Origin of the sequence: Ralstonia sp. 22111 (genome assembly GCF_052045895.1) — a bacterium.
Classification (GTDB): domain Bacteria; phylum Pseudomonadota; class Gammaproteobacteria; order Burkholderiales; family Burkholderiaceae; genus Ralstonia; species Ralstonia wenshanensis.
Map to the genome: position 1 here is coordinate 459,089 of NZ_JBQEPR010000003.1, position 16,554 is coordinate 475,642.

The 16,554-nt window shown below is 64.7% G+C and carries 12 protein-coding genes; 7 read left to right on the plus strand and 5 right to left on the minus strand.

Features of this window, described 5'->3' with window-relative positions:
- Positions 1–6 precede the first annotated feature (6 nt).
- Positions 7–846: a universal stress protein gene (locus tag ACTJK4_RS11055; protein ID WP_260801736.1), complete on the minus strand. Its 840-nt coding sequence runs from the start codon at positions 844–846 to the stop codon at positions 7–9.
- A 40-nt stretch (positions 847–886) separates the two neighbouring features.
- Positions 887–1,387, minus strand: coding sequence for a universal stress protein (locus ACTJK4_RS11060; protein WP_232039429.1), 501 nt, complete (start codon positions 1,385–1,387; stop codon positions 887–889).
- 285 nt (positions 1,388–1,672) lie between these two features.
- On the opposite strand from ACTJK4_RS11060, the gene ACTJK4_RS11065 reads away from it, so the two are divergent.
- Entirely contained in the window at positions 1,673–2,140 is a 468-nt protein-coding gene (locus tag ACTJK4_RS11065) for a CBS domain-containing protein (RefSeq protein WP_253534295.1), read from the plus strand.
- 45 nt (positions 2,141–2,185) lie between these two features.
- On the opposite strand, the gene ACTJK4_RS11070 is transcribed toward ACTJK4_RS11065, so the two are convergent.
- Complete coding sequence (locus ACTJK4_RS11070; protein ID WP_316871046.1) at positions 2,186–3,412, minus strand: MgtC/SapB family protein; 1,227 nt, start codon at positions 3,410–3,412, stop codon at positions 2,186–2,188.
- A 152-nt stretch (positions 3,413–3,564) separates the two neighbouring features.
- Here ACTJK4_RS11070 and ACTJK4_RS11075 point away from each other — a divergent pair, with 152 nt between their 5' ends.
- From ACTJK4_RS11075 to fliD, 6 genes are all read left to right on the plus strand, one after another.
- Entirely contained in the window at positions 3,565–4,575 is a 1,011-nt protein-coding gene (locus tag ACTJK4_RS11075; RefSeq protein ID WP_433868023.1) for a zinc-dependent alcohol dehydrogenase family protein, read from the plus strand.
- A gap of 80 nt (positions 4,576–4,655) precedes the next feature.
- Positions 4,656–5,111 (plus strand): universal stress protein, encoded by a 456-nt coding sequence (locus ACTJK4_RS11080; RefSeq protein ID WP_232040256.1) that lies wholly within the window; start codon positions 4,656–4,658, stop codon positions 5,109–5,111.
- A gap of 242 nt (positions 5,112–5,353) precedes the next feature.
- Positions 5,354–5,587, plus strand: coding sequence for a hypothetical protein (locus ACTJK4_RS11085; protein WP_440817930.1), 234 nt, complete (start codon positions 5,354–5,356; stop codon positions 5,585–5,587).
- Positions 5,588–5,664: 77 nt separating this feature from the next.
- Complete coding sequence (locus ACTJK4_RS11090; RefSeq protein ID WP_024978952.1) at positions 5,665–6,558, plus strand: class II glutamine amidotransferase; 894 nt, start codon at positions 5,665–5,667, stop codon at positions 6,556–6,558.
- A gap of 245 nt (positions 6,559–6,803) precedes the next feature.
- The gene (gene uvrA, locus ACTJK4_RS11095) at positions 6,804–12,653 is read left to right on the plus strand and encodes an excinuclease ABC subunit UvrA (RefSeq protein WP_440817931.1); all 5,850 of its coding nucleotides are present in this window, start codon (positions 6,804–6,806) and stop codon (positions 12,651–12,653) included.
- A 194-nt stretch (positions 12,654–12,847) separates the two neighbouring features.
- Complete coding sequence (fliD, locus tag ACTJK4_RS11100) at positions 12,848–14,884, plus strand: flagellar filament capping protein FliD (RefSeq protein ID WP_440817932.1); 2,037 nt, start codon at positions 12,848–12,850, stop codon at positions 14,882–14,884.
- Between the two features lie 37 nt (positions 14,885–14,921).
- On the opposite strand, the gene ACTJK4_RS11105 is transcribed toward fliD, so the two are convergent.
- Both ACTJK4_RS11105 and ACTJK4_RS11110 read right to left on the minus strand, forming a co-directional pair.
- Positions 14,922–15,149: a hypothetical protein gene (locus tag ACTJK4_RS11105; RefSeq protein WP_440817933.1), complete on the minus strand. Its 228-nt coding sequence runs from the start codon at positions 15,147–15,149 to the stop codon at positions 14,922–14,924.
- Between the two features lie 94 nt (positions 15,150–15,243).
- On the minus strand, positions 15,244–16,416 hold the full coding sequence (locus ACTJK4_RS11110) for a T6SS immunity protein Tli4 family protein (protein ID WP_440817934.1): 1,173 nt from the start codon (positions 16,414–16,416) through the stop codon (positions 15,244–15,246).
- Between the last annotated feature and the right edge of the window lie 138 nt (positions 16,417–16,554).

A 16,554-nucleotide genomic window follows, 5' to 3' on the forward strand; every position in this document is an offset into this window, starting at 1 on the left:
CAAGGCTCAGTGCGACATCAGCACCGGTACGGTCATCGTCTTGAGCAGGGTGCGTGTCACGCCGCCCAGCACGAGTTCACGCAGGCGGCTGTGCCCATAGGCGCCCATCACGATGAGATCGGCATTGAAGTCGGCCGCTCGCGAGAGCAACAGCTCGCCCACGGCGGTGTCGGAATCTGCGCAGTCGGCCTCTTCCACAGTGGTGTTGATGCCGCGCGCGTTCAGCGCACGCGCAACCTGCCCAACCGTGGTTTCTTCAGCCCAGTGCTTGGGCTGCGTGCTCGTGATCTGCAGCACGTGCACCGTTGCGCCCGTCATCATGGGCAGGGCATCGTGCAGCGCGCGAGCCGATTCGCGGCCGCCGCTCCAGGCCAGAAGCACACGCTTGGGCAATGCGGTGAAGTTGCCGGCATACGGCACCACCAGCACCGGGCGGCCCGACTCCAGGATCAGGGTTTCCACAAAGTCGCCGGCGATGAATTCATCCGGGTCGTCATGGTTGCGTTGTCCGACGACCAGAAGATCGGTCTCCCGCGCCTCACGCAGCACCAGTGCCACGGGGTCGCCTTCCACTGCACGCCATTCCGTTTCGACCGCAAGCTTCTCGGTCGCCTGGCGAAAGCGCGCGTGCACGGCATCCCGCACGCTGTCGCGCCGGATCCGGTCTTCCTCCAGATAACGTGCGGCGTTTTCCATCATGTAGAACCAGCTGAGGCTTGGCGCAAAGCTCGCATAGATGCCGACGAGTTTGGCACCGTGCGCCTGTGCGAACTGGGCCGCAAGGTTGAGGCGGTGCATGGCGCGTTCGCTGCGGTCCAGATGCACCATCACACTGGCGTAGCTCATGGTCAGATCCCGATGTCGTGTCAGAGGATGCGCTACCCGACTAGGCAATGACGGCATTGCTCAGCGGTTCCGTAGCGGCGTGCGGTGCTTGCGTCTCCACCGCGCGGACGAGCAGCACCGGCAGCGTGCTCCGGCGTACAACGCTCTCGGCCACACTGCCCAGGAACAAGCGCTGGAAGCCGCGACGCCCGTGGGTGCCCAGCACCAGGGCTTGCGCGCCGACGTTGTGGGCGGCCTGCTCAATGGCAGTGCCGATATCGAAGGTGCCGATGGGGTCGTCAACCACCACGCTGTGAACGTGCACACCTGCCTTCTCGGCCTTGGCCCGCGCGTCGGCAACGATTTGGTTGCCTTGTTTGACCAAGGCTTCGGTAAAGGCGCCGACATCGATGTAGCCAACGTCGTACATCAGATACGAGTTGTCGATCACGTGCGCGATGACCAGCTCAGAGCCGAGCTTTTGCGCAAGCTGGATGGCCTCGTCCAACGCGCGATCTGCCGTCGGGCTGCCATCCACCGCTACCAGAATCCTGTCGTACATGATGTGCCTCCATCGAATCCGTCGTCCGCCCCAAACGGGGTTGCTGGATTCAATGTTGGACCACCAAGCGGATCACCCCTTGATTTACATCAGCGTTTGGCTCGGCGGACTCCCCAGCGACGCCACTTGATCTGCCTCAAGGGCATGTGTCCGACGCTCAATAGACTCCTCCGCTATCGGCTGCCGCCTCGTGCAGTCATGGAAAGCTCACGGCACCTTGTGCGGGATCAACTTCTGACACCGGCCCGTTCTTATAGTGAAAACGTACGCGCATCGGAGTTCAGCATGAGGGTCGACGAGATTTGCTCCCGCCGCATCGTCCACGTCCAGTCAACGGCGACGCTGCAGCAGGCCGCCCGATTGATGCGGGACGAAAGCGCTCGTGCGCTCCTTGTCACGGAACGCACCGGCTGCGGAGCGCGGGTGGTCGGCATCGTCACAGACCGGGACATGGTGGTGCACGGGATAGCCAACCGCGGCGACTGCACCGAGACCGCCGTATCGGAAGTCATGACGCGCGGTCTTCTGACCATTCACGATGACGCCATGATCAGTGAAGCCTTGCGCTCGATGCTCAGTCACGGCCTGCACCGTCTGGCAGTGGTCGATCGTCAGCAACGACTGGTGGGGATGCTCAGCCTGGACGACACCATCCGCGCGATGGGTGGCGAATGGACCTTGCTGGCCGGCATTCTCGGTCGCGACAACGCTAGCGGGTCCCGCCAGCATGCGCCGTCCGATTTGATCCTCTAAGGCTCCCCCCCCTGCCGACACCGCATGTGCACTGGGCAGAATTGACTAGGCGACAAACCAGAACACCGCCCAGCTGGACAGAAGCATGGTCAGCAGACCAGCGGTGACTTTGCCAGCAAAAGCGCGGCCCCCGCTGATGGCCACGACAACCTTCGAGAAGGTGTTGGCCGTCAGCGCAAGCATCACCAGCGCGCCTGCCGTCGAAGTCTGCAGCGTGTGGCCAGCCACCTGCGTTGCAATGGATGCGGTGGCGGCATGCACATCGGCAAATGCACCAAACACGGTGACAGCCACCACCGCTGCTGTCCCAAACCATGTGCGCGCGGCGGCGGCGGCAAGCAGCAAGGCCGCCGTCCACAGGGCAAAACCAATCGCGACACGCCAGTTGATGGATGACGCTGAACTCTCCGGCGCCTCCTCAAGCGGCTCGCTGCCACGCCATACCCATAGAGCGGACCATGCCACCGTCGCAATCATGCCGACCGCCAGCGGAGCCCCCAGCACGCGCAAAAAGTCGATGTTGATGGCGGCAATCAGCAGCAGCATCTGCACCAGCGTAGCGACGTTGGACAGCAGCGCCGCGGCAACGGCACCGTCAATGGGGCGATGGTCCTTGCGCACGCGCGCTGCCATGGCCGTGATCGTTGCCACACTCGATGCAAACCCGCTGAACAGGCCTGCCAGCGGCAAGCCGATACGCTCTCCAAACCATCGCGCCGCAAAATGGCCCGTGTTGCCGGTCAGCATGACAAGCAGCACAACCAGCCACAGCGTATGTGGGTTCCAGGCGTTCAGCGGCCCCATGTTCCGGTCTGGAACCGCGGGCCAGACCAGCAATGCCGCGACGGCGAGGATCAGCAGATCGGCGAGTTCACGCTGGGTGATGACCGTACGGGCAAACCGATGCAAACCCGCTTTCGCATAGAGCAGGACAAGAAGTACCGTGCCCAGGCCAGCCGTCATTTCGGGCTCGCTCACGGCATAGGCGCCTAACAGCGTGGTGGCCACCAATGCGAGTTCCGTCGTCACGCCGGGATCGACATTGGCCGAATGGTGATAACCCACCGCCGCCAACACCGCTACCGTGAGCAACACCGTGGGCACGGCCAACGGCACGGGCAGGCTTGCCGCAATGGCGCCAGCCAGCGCCCCGATCGCAAACGTTCGCATGCCCGCCGGCAGTTCTGCGCTGCCGGTGTGACTACGCTCACGCTCAAGGCCGATCGCCAGGCCCACGCCCAAGGCAACCGAGAAGGACAGCAGTGAAGTCATTCAGTGGAGCCGGATGGCCGTTGCATTGCACCCATTCAGTATTGCGCGCGGCAACGCCTTCCGATTGATCTGGCGCAGCCGATGGTCGACTGCCGAGACTAAGTTTTTCAGGGCTGATCCATACTGACCAGACACGCCATACGGAGACAGCGATGTCTGAATCGATGCGGGCCATGGTGATGGAAGGCGCCGGGAGGCCATTGATTTGGCGGGAAGTTCCCACGCCCAAGCCTGGGCCGGGCGAGGTCCGGATCGCGGTGTCCGCTTGTGGTGTCTGCCGTACCGACCTCCATATCGTGGACGGCGAACTGACTGCCCCGAAACCCTCCCTCATTCCTGGGCACGAAATCGTCGGCATCGTCGAGACGTGCGGCGAAGGCGTGACGACGCCCGCCCCGGGCGAACGCGTGGGCGTGCCGTGGCTGGGCTGGACGTGCGGTGTCTGCCCGTACTGCCTGCACGGGCGCGAAAACCTGTGCGATCACCCGGCCTTTACCGGATACACGCGCGATGGCGGGTATGCGCAATACGTGGTCTGCGACGCGCGGTACTGCCTGCCGATTCCGGCGCGGTACGACGATGCCCACGCGGCGCCGCTGCTCTGCGCCGGCCTGATCGGCTACCGCACGCTGCGCATGGCAGGCGATGCGCGCCGGATCGGCATCTACGGCTTTGGCGCCGCGGCCCACCTCATCACGCAGATTGCCGTGGCAGAGCAGCGGGAAGTGTTTGCCTTCACCCGGGCCGGCGACGCTGCGGCTCAGCAGCTTGCGCTGGACACCGGCGCCAGGTGGGCGGGCGCCAGCGACACCGCCGCCCCGGAGCCACTCGACGCCGCGCTGATCTTCGCACCCATCGGCGCGCTCGTACCGCAGGCGCTGCAGGCCGTGGTCAAGGGCGGTTCAGTGGTCTGCGGCGGCATTCACATGAGCGACATTCCCGCGTTTCCGTACCGGTTGCTGTGGGAGGAACGCAAGCTGGTTTCGGTGGCGAACCTGACGCGAGCCGATGGACTCGCGCTCATGCGCATCGCCGCGGAAGTCCCCTTGCGGGTTCACGTCACGCCCTACCGGCTGCAAGATGCCAACACCGCCTTGGAAGACCTCCGCGCTGGGCGGGTGGCCGGCGCTGCCGTCCTGCAGGTGTCTTCGGAAGACCTTTGACACGCATCAACAGCCCCTGCGCCACGCTGTCTACGCTGATTACACGCGGTGCCCTACTGCGCAACGCCTTGGAGACCACCATGTACCAGCGAATCCTGCTCGCCATCGACGGCAGCCACGCGTCCTATCTCGCGCTGCACCAGGCTATTGTGGTCAGCAAGGCGACGGGCGCGGAAGTCGAAGCCCTATTCGTTGCCGATAGCAGCGACATCACCTTCGACATGGTCGGAGCTGACTCGATTGCCTACGCAAACCAGGTGGCCGGCTACGGCCGCGACACGCTTGCCGAGGTATCAAAGAAGCTGGACGCTGCGGGCGTCAAGCATTCGACCAAATTGCTCGAAAACTCCATTGCGCCGGGGCAAATTTCCGCAACGATTGTCGGGGAAGCCAACGAGACCGGAGCCGACCTGATCGTGCTCGGCACGCATGGCCGGCGCGGGCTCAAGCACCTGGTGCTCGGCAGCGTGGCCGAGGGCGTGGTGCGCAAGACCAACAAGCCGGTATTGATGGTGCGCAGTGAGGTCGAGGAGTAAGAGGCAGCGAGCAGCACGGCCTCCCGATCCTCTTGTGCGAGAGCGGCACACCCTGACGCCGCCCGCCTGGAAACCCCGGACGGGCGGCGAAGTCTTTCTGGAAACCGAGCCTGTCGCGCGGCGGCCAGTGCATTCAAGCGCACTCAGTTCTCTGCACCCTCCCCGTCCGGACCGGCCCTCCGCCCGTCGGACCAAGCCGAGAGAGTGCAAAACGCAGCCGCCCCGGAACGCGAGCCAATGTGATGCGTTTTGACGACAGTGTTGCCGCGCTGAACGTGCACGTCTGGGTCACGACCGAGCACTTCTGTGACACGCGTTGGACGCTTGCCCAGCAAGTCCGCGCCACCCTCGCAGAGACCCGATGCGCCGTGCCCATGCGGATTCGCGAGCTGCATATCGTGCGAGACGACACACAGGAAATGGATGGCGGACCTGCCCGTCAGGGCCGCAAATCCGCCCAGACCATGGCCGGATGAGGGTCGGGATTTTCTTGTGCATTCGCAAACGCATTGCATAGACTCACTCTCCAAGGCATCTCTATAGGCAATGCATCATGTGTCGCTGGCTGGCGTATTCAGGCAATCCCATTCAGATGGAGACAGTGCTGTTCCGGCCGCGGCACTCGTTGATCGACCAGAGTCTGCGCTCCCGCCTCGGCGGCGAGACGACCACCAACGGTGACGGTTTCGGCATCGGGTGGTACGGCCGCTACTCTGAAGTGCCCTTCCGTTATCGTTGCCTGCACCCCGCGTGGAACGACACCAACCTGCGTGAAGCCGCCCGCGCCATCCGGTCTTCGATGTTCATCGCCCACGTGCGTGCGGCCACCGACACCCCGGCCCAGGAGACCAACTGCCACCCGTTCCGCTACGGCCGGTGGCTTTTTGCGCACAACGGGCTGATCCGCGAATACCCGTTGCTCCGCCGCGCCCTGATGATGGAAGTGGCGCCGGAGCTGTTCCGCTGGATCGAAGGTTCGACCGATTCCGAGATCATGTTTTTCCTGGCGCTCTCGTTCGGGCTCGACCGCGACCCGCGCGGCGCCCTGGAGCAGATGGTCGGGCTGATCGAAGACATCGGCCGGCGCCACGGCGTCGAATACCCCTTGAACATGACGGTCTGCGCAACGGACGGCGTTCAGATCGTCGCAGCGCGCTATTCCAGCGAGGGCGAATCACGCTCCCTCTTTCACAGCACATCTTTCAAGCACCTGCACCAGCTCTATCCTGACAGCGCTGCAATTGAAGACGCAGGGGACGGGGCCTTCCTTGTGCTGTCCGAGCCGCTTGTCGACCTGCCTGGCGCCTGGGCGGAGATTCCCGAAGAGACGGTCGTCATCGTCAAGGGCGGTGTGGTTGAGCACCACCGTTTTGTGCCGCGCAAGCCCGGTCCCACGGGTTTTGACCTCCCCGCCAACCAAGCCACTTACGGACGCGAGGCAGGCTGATCGCGCTCCCGCCGGGGTGATACCAGCATCACCCCGTTCTTTTTTCTCCCTCCGCTGAAACCTCCTGACAAAACGCTGTCAGGAGCCCTGCGTTACGCTCGTGCTCGCGACATGTTTCGTAGACGAACCGGATCTTCATAATCCGCTACAGTTTACGGCTCGAATTCTGATTGCCAGGCGCGGCTGCAAGTGATTCACCGGCGCCGGCATTCCCCTCTACCTCCAAGCTCCAAGGAACGCCCTCCATGTCCTCCGGTGTCATTCGCCTGCGCGGAGCCCGTCAGCACAATCTCAAGAACCTCGACCTGGACCTGCGCACGGGCGAGATGACCGTCGTGACCGGCCCGTCGGGGTCTGGCAAGTCCAGCCTCGTTTTCGACACGCTTTACGCAGAAGGCCAGCGCCGCTACGTCGAAACCTTCAGCGCCTACGCGCGCCAGTTCCTCGACCGCATGGACCGGCCGCAGGTCGAGCACGTCGAAGGCGTGCCGCCCGCCATCGCCATCGACCAGACCAACCCGGTGCGCAGTTCGCGCTCGACGGTCGGCACGATGACGGAGCTGAACGATCACCTGAAGTTGCTGTTTGCACGCGCCGCACAACTGTTCGACCGCGACACCGCGCTGCCGGTGCGGCACGACACGCCGGAAACCATCTACGACGAGCTGCTTTCGCGCACGCGCGAGGGCGATCCGCGACTGGTGGTGACGTTTCCCGTCGAGCTGCCCGCCAATACGAGCCCCGAAGAAGTCACGCAGTGGTTGTCGGTCAGCGGCTATACACGCGTACAGGCCGAGCGCGTGGTCGAGTCGTCCACGGGCAAGCGCAAGCTGCTCGATGTGGTGGCCGACCGCTTCCGCCTGCAGGGCACCGAGCGTGCCCGTGCGCTGGAGGCCATCGAGTCGTCGCTCAAGCGCGGCGGTGGGCGCGTCAGCGTCTATGTGCTCCCTGCCGATGAAGGTGCGGAGCCAACCATCTGGCGCTTTTCCACCGGCCTGCACTGCCCCGAAAGCGACCTGCGCTACGCAGACCCGCAGCCGGCGCTCTTCTCGTTCAATTCCGCTTACGGCGCGTGCGATGCCTGCCGTGGTTTCGGCCGCGTGATCGGCGTCGATCTGGGGCTGGTGATTCCGGACGAGCGCAAGACCCTGCGCGACGGCGCCATCAAGCCGATGCAGACGCCGGCCTGGAAGGAGTGCCAGGACGATCTGATGCGCTACGCCGCCGCAGCCGACATCCCGCGCGGCACGCCGTGGGCAGAGATGACGGAAGCCCAGCGCAACTGGGTCATCAACGGCGACCCGGCCTTCAAGCGTGGCGGCTGGAACAAGCAGTGGTACGGCGTGCGCCGCTTCTTCGACTATCTGGAGTCGAAGGCGTACAAGATGCACATCCGCGTGCTGCTGTCCAAGTACCGCAGCTACACGACGTGCGAAACCTGTGGCGGCGCACGCCTGAAAACCGAGTCGATGCAATGGCGCCTCGGCAGCAAGGAAAACGCGGATGCCGTGCTCGCGCCCGAACACCGCTTCATGCCGCGCGGCGTGGCCTGGAGCCGCGCCCAGCTCGAAGCCCTGCCCGGCCTGACCGTGCACGACCTGATGCTGCTGCCCATCGAGCGCATCCGCCGCTTCTTTGACGAACTGACGCTGCCCTCCACGCTACTCGACGACGCACTGAAGCTGCTGCTGGACGAGGTGCGCACGCGCCTCGCCTATCTGTGCGACGTCGGCATCGGGTATCTGACGCTCGACCGCCAGAGCCGCACCCTCTCTGGCGGCGAAGTGCAGCGGATCAACCTGACGACGGCGCTCGGCACGTCGCTCGTCAACACGCTGTTCGTGCTGGACGAACCCAGCATCGGCCTGCACCCGCGCGATCTGGACCGCATCGTCCAAGCCATGCAGCGCCTGCGCGACGCGGGCAACACGTTGGTGGTGGTCGAGCACGATCCTTCCGTGATGCTGGCCGCAGACCGCCTGATCGACATGGGCCCCGGCCCCGGCGAGCGCGGCGGCAACATCGTCTTTGACGGCACACCGGCGGCCATCCGCCAGGCCGATACGCTCACGGGCGCTTATCTGTCCGGACAGCGGCGCGTGGCTGATGCAACCGACTGGCAAGCGCGCGCCGTCGATAACGCCACGCCGCGTCTGGTGCTCGAGGGCGCGGCGGAACACAACCTGCGCGATGTCACGGTCGAGATTCCGCTGCAGCGCCTGGTGTGCGTGACCGGCGTGTCCGGCTCGGGCAAATCGACGTTGATCCAGGATGTGCTGCACCCCGCGCTGGCGCGCCATTTTGGCAAGGCGACGGAATCGCCCGGCGTATTCCGCGCGTTGCGCGGTGCCGCTCAGATCAGCGACGTGGTGTTCGTCGACCAATCGCCCATCGGCAAGACGGCGCGCTCGAACCCGGCCAGCTACGTTGGCGCGTTCGACGAAATCCGGAAGCTGTTCGCCAAGGCGCCGATGGCGCTGCAGCGCGGCTACACGGCGGGCACGTTCAGCTTCAACTCGGGCGACGGCCGTTGCCCGACCTGCGGCGGCTCGGGCTTCGAGCACGTCGAGATGCAGTTCCTCTCCGACATCTACCTGCGCTGCCCCGATTGCGACGGCACGCGCTATCGCGCCGAAATCCTGGAAGTGAAGCTGCCGCGCGCCGGCCGTGCATTGTCGGTGGCCGATGTGCTGGAGCTGACGGTGAGCGAAGCCGCCAGCGTGTTCGCCGATGACACCGACGTACTGCGCGTGCTGCAACCCATCGTTGACGTGGGCCTGGAGTACGTGAAGCTTGGCCAGCCGGTGCCGACGCTCTCCGGCGGCGAGGCCCAACGCCTGAAGCTGGCGGGCTTCCTGGCCGAAGCCGCACAGGCTGCCCAGGCGGCCGCCCGCAAGCGCGTGAAGCAGGACGTGCCCGCCAACGCGGGCCGCCTGTTCATGTTCGACGAGCCGACCACCGGCCTGCACTTTGACGACATCGCCAAGCTGATGCGCGCGTTCGGCAAGCTGCTCGACGCCGGGCATTCGCTGATCGTGATCGAACACAACCTCGACGTGGTGCGCGCGGCGGACTGGATCATCGATCTCGGCCCCGAAGGCGGCGACGCCGGTGGCCTGCTGGTCTGCGCCGGCACGCCTGCGCAGGTCAAAGGCTGCGCCGCATCGCACACGGGCGCAGCGCTCAAGCAATACGAAGCCAGCGTCGGCCAGCCGGAGGCCATCGAAGGCGTGCCGCTGCAAACCGCCCTGGCTGAGCGCCGCGCCAAGCGTGCTGCCCTGGCGGAAGTCCAGGGCGAAAACGTCGTGCGCATCGTCCACGCACACGAGCACAATCTCAAGGGCCTGAACGTCGATATTCCGCACGGCAAGTTCAACGTGGTGACGGGCGTGTCGGGTTCGGGCAAGTCGACGCTGGCGTTCGACATCCTCTTCCATGAAGGGCAGCGGCGCTATCTTGAATCGCTCAATGCGTATGCGCGTTCGATCGTGCAGCCTGCCGGGCGGCCGGAAGTGGATGCCGTGTACGGTATTCCGCCCACCGTGGCCATCGAGCAGCGCCTGTCGCGCGGCGGCCGCAAGAGCACGGTGGCGACCACGTCCGAGGTGTGGCACTTCCTGCGCCTGCTGTATGTGAAGCTGGGCGTGCAGCACTGCATCCACGACGGCACGCCGGTGTCGGCGCAAAGGCCGGAGGCGATCTTTGCCCAACTCATGCGCGATTATCGCGGTCAGCACATCGGCCTGCTCGCGCCGCTGGTCGTCAACCGCAAGGGCGTCTACACCGACCTGGCCAAATGGGCCAAGGCGCGCGGCTATACGCATCTGCGCGTCGACGGCGAATTCCTGAGCGTCGACCCATGGCCGCGCCTGGACCGCTTCCGCGAGCACACGCTGGAACTGCCTGTGGGCGACATCGTTGTCTCGCCGGAAAACGAAGCCGCGCTGCGTGCGTTGCTGGAGCAGGCGCTGGAATACGGCAAGGGCATCATGCACGTTCTCGCGCCGCTCGACGGCCTGCAACACGCCATGCACAACGGCGGCACGGCGCACGTCGGCAACGTGAAGGTGTTTTCGACCAAGCGCGCGTGCGCCACCTGCGGCACCAGCTACCCCGAGCTGGATCCGCGCATGTTTTCGTACAACAGCAAGCACGGCTGGTGCCCAAGCTGCGTCGGTACCGGATTGGCACTCACGCGCGAACAGCGGGCCGCGTTTGACGACACCGTGCTCGGCGGCGACGATCGCGGCCGCGAGCAGACGCTGCCATCGGAAGAAGTCGATCCGGAAGGCATGACCGACCTGCCCTGCCCGGATTGCCACGGCACGCGCTTGAACCCCACGGCGCGCGCTGTCACCTTTGCCGCCAAACCCATCGTCGACATTGCACAGTGGACGGTCAGCCAGACGCGTCGCTGGGTCGAGGGCCTGGACCTGACCGGCCGCGACGCCGACATCGCCCGCGACGTGGTCGCCGAGATTCACAGCCGCCTGTCATTCCTGGAGGAGGTTGGCCTGGGTTACCTGAGCCTGGATCGCGCCGCGCCGAGCCTGTCGGGCGGTGAAGCCCAACGCATCCGCCTGGCTGCGCAACTCGGCAGCAACCTGCAGGGCGTCTGCTACGTGCTGGATGAGCCGACCATCGGCCTGCATCCGCGCGATAACCAGATCCTGCTCGACGCGCTGCGCAAACTGGGCGACAAAGGCAACACGCTGGTGGTGGTCGAGCACGATGAAGACACCATCCGCCGCGCCGACCACATCATCGACATCGGCCCGGGCGCGGGCAAGCGCGGCGGCACACTCGTCGCGCAAGGCGGCGTGGCAGACCTGGCAGCGCAGCCGGATTCGCTCACTGGCCGATTCCTGTCGCAGCCGATCGAGCATCCGCTGCTGCCGCGCCGTCAGGTGGTTGCGCCGCGTGCCGGCAAGCAAGCCGTGCCGGAGCAATGGCTCACTGTGCACGGCGCCAAGCTGCACAACCTGCGCAACGTGACCGCGACGATGCCGCTGTCGCGCCTCGTGGCCATTACGGGCGTGTCGGGCTCGGGCAAATCGACGCTGGCGCGCGATGTGTTGATGACGAACCTGCTCGATGCGGTCGGCCGTTCGGTGCTGTCTTCGCCGGCAACCCGCCGCGCACGCAAGGCCGCGCAGGCTGAGACGCCTGAGGCGAAGATGCCGCGCAAGCTCGACGTCAAGCACGACTGGCACGGCTGCGACAGCGTCACCGGCTGGGAAACCATCGACCGCGTGCTGGAAGTCGACCAGACGCCGATCGGCAAGACGCCGCGCTCCTGCCCCGCCACGTACATCGGCGTGTGGGACACCATCCGCAAGCTCTTTGCCGACACGCTTGAAGCCCGCGCGCGTGGCTACACCGCCTCGCGCTTCTCGTTCAACACCGGCGACGGCCGCTGCCCCGCCTGTGAAGGCCAGGGCGTGCGCACCATCGCCATGAGCTTCCTGCCTGACGTAAAGGTCGGCTGCGACGTCTGCCACGGTCAGCGCTTCAATGCAGAAACGCTGGCTGTCACCTGGCGCGGCAAGAACATCGGCGATGTGCTGACCATGGAGATCGACGAAGCAGTCGAGTTCTTCGGCGCGATGAACAGCATCGCCCATCCGCTGCAGTTGATGAAGGACGTGGGCCTTGGCTACCTGACGCTCGGCCAGCCCTCGCCCACGCTGTCCGGCGGCGAGGCGCAGCGCATCAAGCTCGTCACCGAGTTGTCGAAGGTGCGCGATGACGTGACGCGCCGCGGCCAGAAGGCGCCCCACACGCTGTACGTGCTGGACGAGCCGACCGTCGGTCTGCACATGGCCGACGTGGCCAAGCTGATTCGCGTGCTGCATCGCCTGGCGGACGGCGGCCACAGCGTGATCGTGATCGAGCACGACCTCGACGTGATTGCCGAGGCGGACTGGATTCTCGATCTCGGCCCCGAAGGCGGCGATGAGGGCGGCACGATCGTCGCGGCTTGCGGGCCGGAGGCGCTGACGCGCGTGCCGGCCAGCCATACCGGTGCAGCGCTGGTGCCGGTGCTGGCGCGCGGCAAGCAGGTCGATCCGAGCAAGGAAGGCGAGACGGTTTAACGTAGCGCGGCGGTCTCCACCCTGATGGAGACCGCCGGCGCTGGCCGCTGCGTCGTGTGGCGTCGGCAATTCTTTCGCTTTCCTGAGCAAACCCGGACAAAAAGGCTGCCCGAGCAGGGTTTGCCCTAAAGAACGGGGCTGCGCTGCCGTCACATTGTGGAGATTGTGAAGAAAGCGTTTGCGCGCGTCCGACCATGGCCACCTCGTCCACGAGCAACAACTACATTCCGCCGATCTCCGTTCCGGGCATCGGTACGAACATCGACGTCAACAGCCTTGTCACGAAGCTGATCCAGGCGGAAAGCAAGGGCATGACGCTGCGGCAGACGCAGCAGAAGGCGTTTCAGACGCAGTTGTCGGCGGTCGGCTCGCTCAAAAGCGCCCTGGCGACCTTCCAGACGGCGATGGCCGCCCTGAATAACCCGGATACGTTTACCGGCAACAAGGCCAGCGGACACGACACGTCGATCCTCACAGCTTCGCTGTCCAACACGGCACCGGCGGGCACGTATCAAGTCAACGTGACGCAGCTTGCGCAGGCGCAGGTGCTGTCAGCCGCCGGGCAGGCGTCGAGCAAGACGCCCATCGGCAGCGGCACGCCCACTACGCTAACTTTTTCATTTGGCAGCGTCTCGGGCGGCAGCTTTGCCGACGGCAAATACACCGGCGCCACCTTCACGCAGAACGGCAACCAGGCCGGCGGCTCGATCACCATCGACCCGTCGAACAACACGCTCGCCGGCATCCGCGATGCCATCAACAGCGCCAACGTGGGCGTCTCGGCCAGCATCGTCAACGACGGCAGCAATTCGCCGTACCGGCTGGTGCTGACGTCCACCGCAGGCGGCGCGAATTCAGAAATGAAGATTGCCGTCTCGGGCGCCCCGGCACTGCAATCCCTCCTGAGCCACGACCCGGCCGGCACGCAGAACATGAGCGAGGTCGCGACGGGCCGCAACGCCATGGCTACCGTCAACGGCATCGCCGTGCAAAGCGCCACCAACACGCTGACGGACGTGGTGGACGGCACCTCGTTCACGCTCGCCAAGACGGGCAGCACGACGGTCACGGTCGGCAGCGACGCCGGCCAGGCCAGCCAGTCGGTACTCAACTTCGTCAAGGCGTACAACGCGCTGCGCATCCAGCTCAACGCGTTGACCAAGTTCGACACCGCCAATGCCGCCAACAACGGCGCGCTGGCCGGCGACGTCAGCACCAAGGCGATGATCAACCAGCTGACCGACGTGCTGGGCCAGGGCATCGGCAACGGTGCGTTCCAGTCGCTCGGCAGTATCGGCGTGACGATGGACAAGGAAGGCACGCTGTCGATTGACGACGCGAAGCTCACGACGGCCCTGAAGAAATCGCCCAGCCAGGTGGCGGCGCTGTTTGCCGGCACCGGCACGGCGACGGATTCATTGCTGAAGGTTTCGGCGTTCTCGACGACCACGCAGGCCGGCAGCTACGCCATCAACGTCACCCAGCTGGCAACGCAGGGCTCGCTCAAGGGCTCGGCGGCTGCCAACACGACCATCCAGAGCGGCGTGAACGACAGCCTGTCCGTCACGCTCAGCGGCATCACGACCAACATCAAGGTCCCGGCAGGCAACTACACCGCGTCGAGCCTGGCCACGCAGATCCAGAGCCAGATCAACGCCTCGCCCGACCTGCAGAAAGCCAAGGTGGAAGTCGCCATCGGCACCGATGCCAACGGCGTGCTGACGTTCACCGACAAGCAATACGGCTCGGTATCGACGGTGTCGGTGTCGGGCAATGGCGCGGCATCGCTGCTCGGTGGCAGCCCCACGGCCACGGCCGGGCGCGATGTGCAGGGCACCATCAACGGCGCGGCCGCCACGGGTTCGGGCCAGAACCTCTACGGCGCCAGCGGATCGGCCGTCGATGGCCTGACGGTGCAAGTGACCGGCGGCGCGTTGGGCGACCGCGGCACCGTCACCGTGCAGCGCGGCTATGCGGCGCAACTCCACACCGTGTCGGGCAACTTGTTGTCGAACAACGGCATGGTGCAGAACGCCAGCGACGCCATCAACAGCTCCATCACATCGCTCGGCAAGCAGATCGATCTGATGCAGAAGCAGCTCGATGCCAAGCAGGCGCTGTATTACGCGCAGTTCAATGCGCTGTCGAAGGTGGTAGCGAGTATGACGAATACGAGCAATTACCTGGCGACGCAGTTGGCGATGTTGCAGAAGCAGCGGACGGGGGGCTGATCGCGCCTTGGCGCATCCGCTGCGGCCATTTGCCTGGTTACTGCTGCGGCTTTCCCCACAACGGGTTCTTGTTATCCGAACCCAGCACCTGGGCGAGCACTTCTGCATCGCCATCGCGAGCCACCGGGGCACTCTTGCGCGCGCGGGTGACCTTGCCCCGCTTGCCGTGCTTCTTTGCGTGCACGGCCTTCTTGATTCCGCTTTGCGGGGCATTGCCTGAGGTCGGCACGGTGGACGTGTGCTGGGCACAGATGCCTGTGGTCATCCAGGCGGTGGTGAGGAGGGCTACGGCGAGTTTTCTGTACATCATCGATTCGAGAGAGATTTTGATTTGGGTTTCGTGACACCGTTGTAGCGCACTACTGCTTCACCACGTGCTCCAGCTCGGGCATCGGCGGAGACGTGGGGCGCAGGCGAATGCTCTTGAGCAGCGCGTCGAACCTTGGCCGCGCTTCGGCATAGGGAGGCGCATCGGCATTCAGCCTGGGATGCGCGTTGCGGCTGGCAGACTCCATCACCACCTCGATCGTTGGCAAAATCTGTGAGCCAGACCACCCCGCATTGCCGGCATAGACGTGGTATCCCTCACGCGTGTTTTGGCCGGGTCGTTGAGCTTCGACAACGATGCCGCCTTGTACGGAAGTCAGCGCACCGATCTTCACTGGGCGGGGCCCGAGCCGCTGGGTCACTTTCATTCCGGCAGGCGAACGGTCGCCCAAGGCGGCCATGGAGCGGCCCGCTGCGTTGATCAACGATGTGGGCGACGGCGTTCCTGCAGGAATTGCCGCGAAGTTAAGCTGGTAGGTGACGGCCGGGCTGTCAGCAAATCGGAACGACGAGGAAATCTCGTTCCCATAGGTACCGTCGTCACGGAGGAAGGCATATGGCAGGCAAAAGCCGCGCTCCTTGGGAATTTCGTAGAGGTCTCGTGCTTGAAGCTGGCCGATTAGCTTGCGCAGAGCGTTTTCGGCCGTCGTCCATTGCGCTTCGGTTGGATCGTCATCATTCTTGAGGCCACGAAGCATCGACTCGAACGCAACGAGGTGGTTACCCAACACGATCGCACCCCGCAGATACGACGCACTCTGTACGTGCTCATCTGAGCGAAAAGCCGCACTATCGGGCCGCCCCAGATCAATAGCCTTCTGGTAGCGATCTGCCTTGAGATCCGCGATGTCTTGTTCGATTTTTCGGCGGCTTTCTGCCAAATTTTCTTTGGTGTTCGGGCCGAGAAGCTCAGGCCTTCTTTTATAAAGGTCTTCGTCTTCTTTCTGGCTCTGCAGCGAGTCCAGTTTTCCGTGCAATGTTGCGGCATTCATGCGTGCCCGATAGCTCAGAAATTCCTCACGTAGCTTTGGCGTATCTGGGCCGTACACAGCAAATGTCGTTCGCAACTCGGGCGTTTCGATTTCCATCCGACCTCGTCCGGTACCGTTGTCGAAATACTGAAACAGTTGTTCGTAAGGCCCTTGCCGTGAAGATTTGGATGCGATTGCCCATTCGAACCCCAAACTGCGCGGGACATCGAACATCAGTCGGCCCAGGCATTCGGAGCGGCTTTCTGCTGGCGTGACATAGCCCGGAGCCGTGGCCTCAAGGCGGTCTGCGTTGCTTGGGTTCGGTATCCGTACTCGCTCCCCTGAACGGCTTGTAACCTCCACCTCTTTGGG

Coding starts and splice junctions, on each gene's coding strand:
- ACTJK4_RS11110 (WP_440817934.1), bottom strand. CDS start 16,416: ATGTTCGATGTCCCGCGCAGTTTGGGGTTCGAATGGGCAATCGCATCC.
- ACTJK4_RS11080 (WP_232040256.1), top strand. CDS start 4,656: ATGTACCAGCGAATCCTGCTCGCCATCGACGGCAGCCACGCGTCCTAT.
- uvrA (WP_440817931.1), top strand. CDS start 6,804: ATGTCCTCCGGTGTCATTCGCCTGCGCGGAGCCCGTCAGCACAATCTC.
- ACTJK4_RS11105 (WP_440817933.1), bottom strand. CDS start 15,149: ATGACCACAGGCATCTGTGCCCAGCACACGTCCACCGTGCCGACCTCA.
- ACTJK4_RS11055 (WP_260801736.1), bottom strand. CDS start 846: ATGAGCTACGCCAGTGTGATGGTGCATCTGGACCGCAGCGAACGCGCC.
- fliD (WP_440817932.1), top strand. CDS start 12,848: ATGGCCACCTCGTCCACGAGCAACAACTACATTCCGCCGATCTCCGTT.
- ACTJK4_RS11090 (WP_024978952.1), top strand. CDS start 5,665: ATGTGTCGCTGGCTGGCGTATTCAGGCAATCCCATTCAGATGGAGACA.
- ACTJK4_RS11060 (WP_232039429.1), bottom strand. CDS start 1,387: ATGTACGACAGGATTCTGGTAGCGGTGGATGGCAGCCCGACGGCAGAT.
- ACTJK4_RS11085 (WP_440817930.1), top strand. CDS start 5,354: ATGCGTTTTGACGACAGTGTTGCCGCGCTGAACGTGCACGTCTGGGTC.
- ACTJK4_RS11070 (WP_316871046.1), bottom strand. CDS start 3,412: ATGACTTCACTGCTGTCCTTCTCGGTTGCCTTGGGCGTGGGCCTGGCG.
- ACTJK4_RS11065 (WP_253534295.1), top strand. CDS start 1,673: ATGAGGGTCGACGAGATTTGCTCCCGCCGCATCGTCCACGTCCAGTCA.
- ACTJK4_RS11075 (WP_433868023.1), top strand. CDS start 3,565: ATGTCTGAATCGATGCGGGCCATGGTGATGGAAGGCGCCGGGAGGCCA.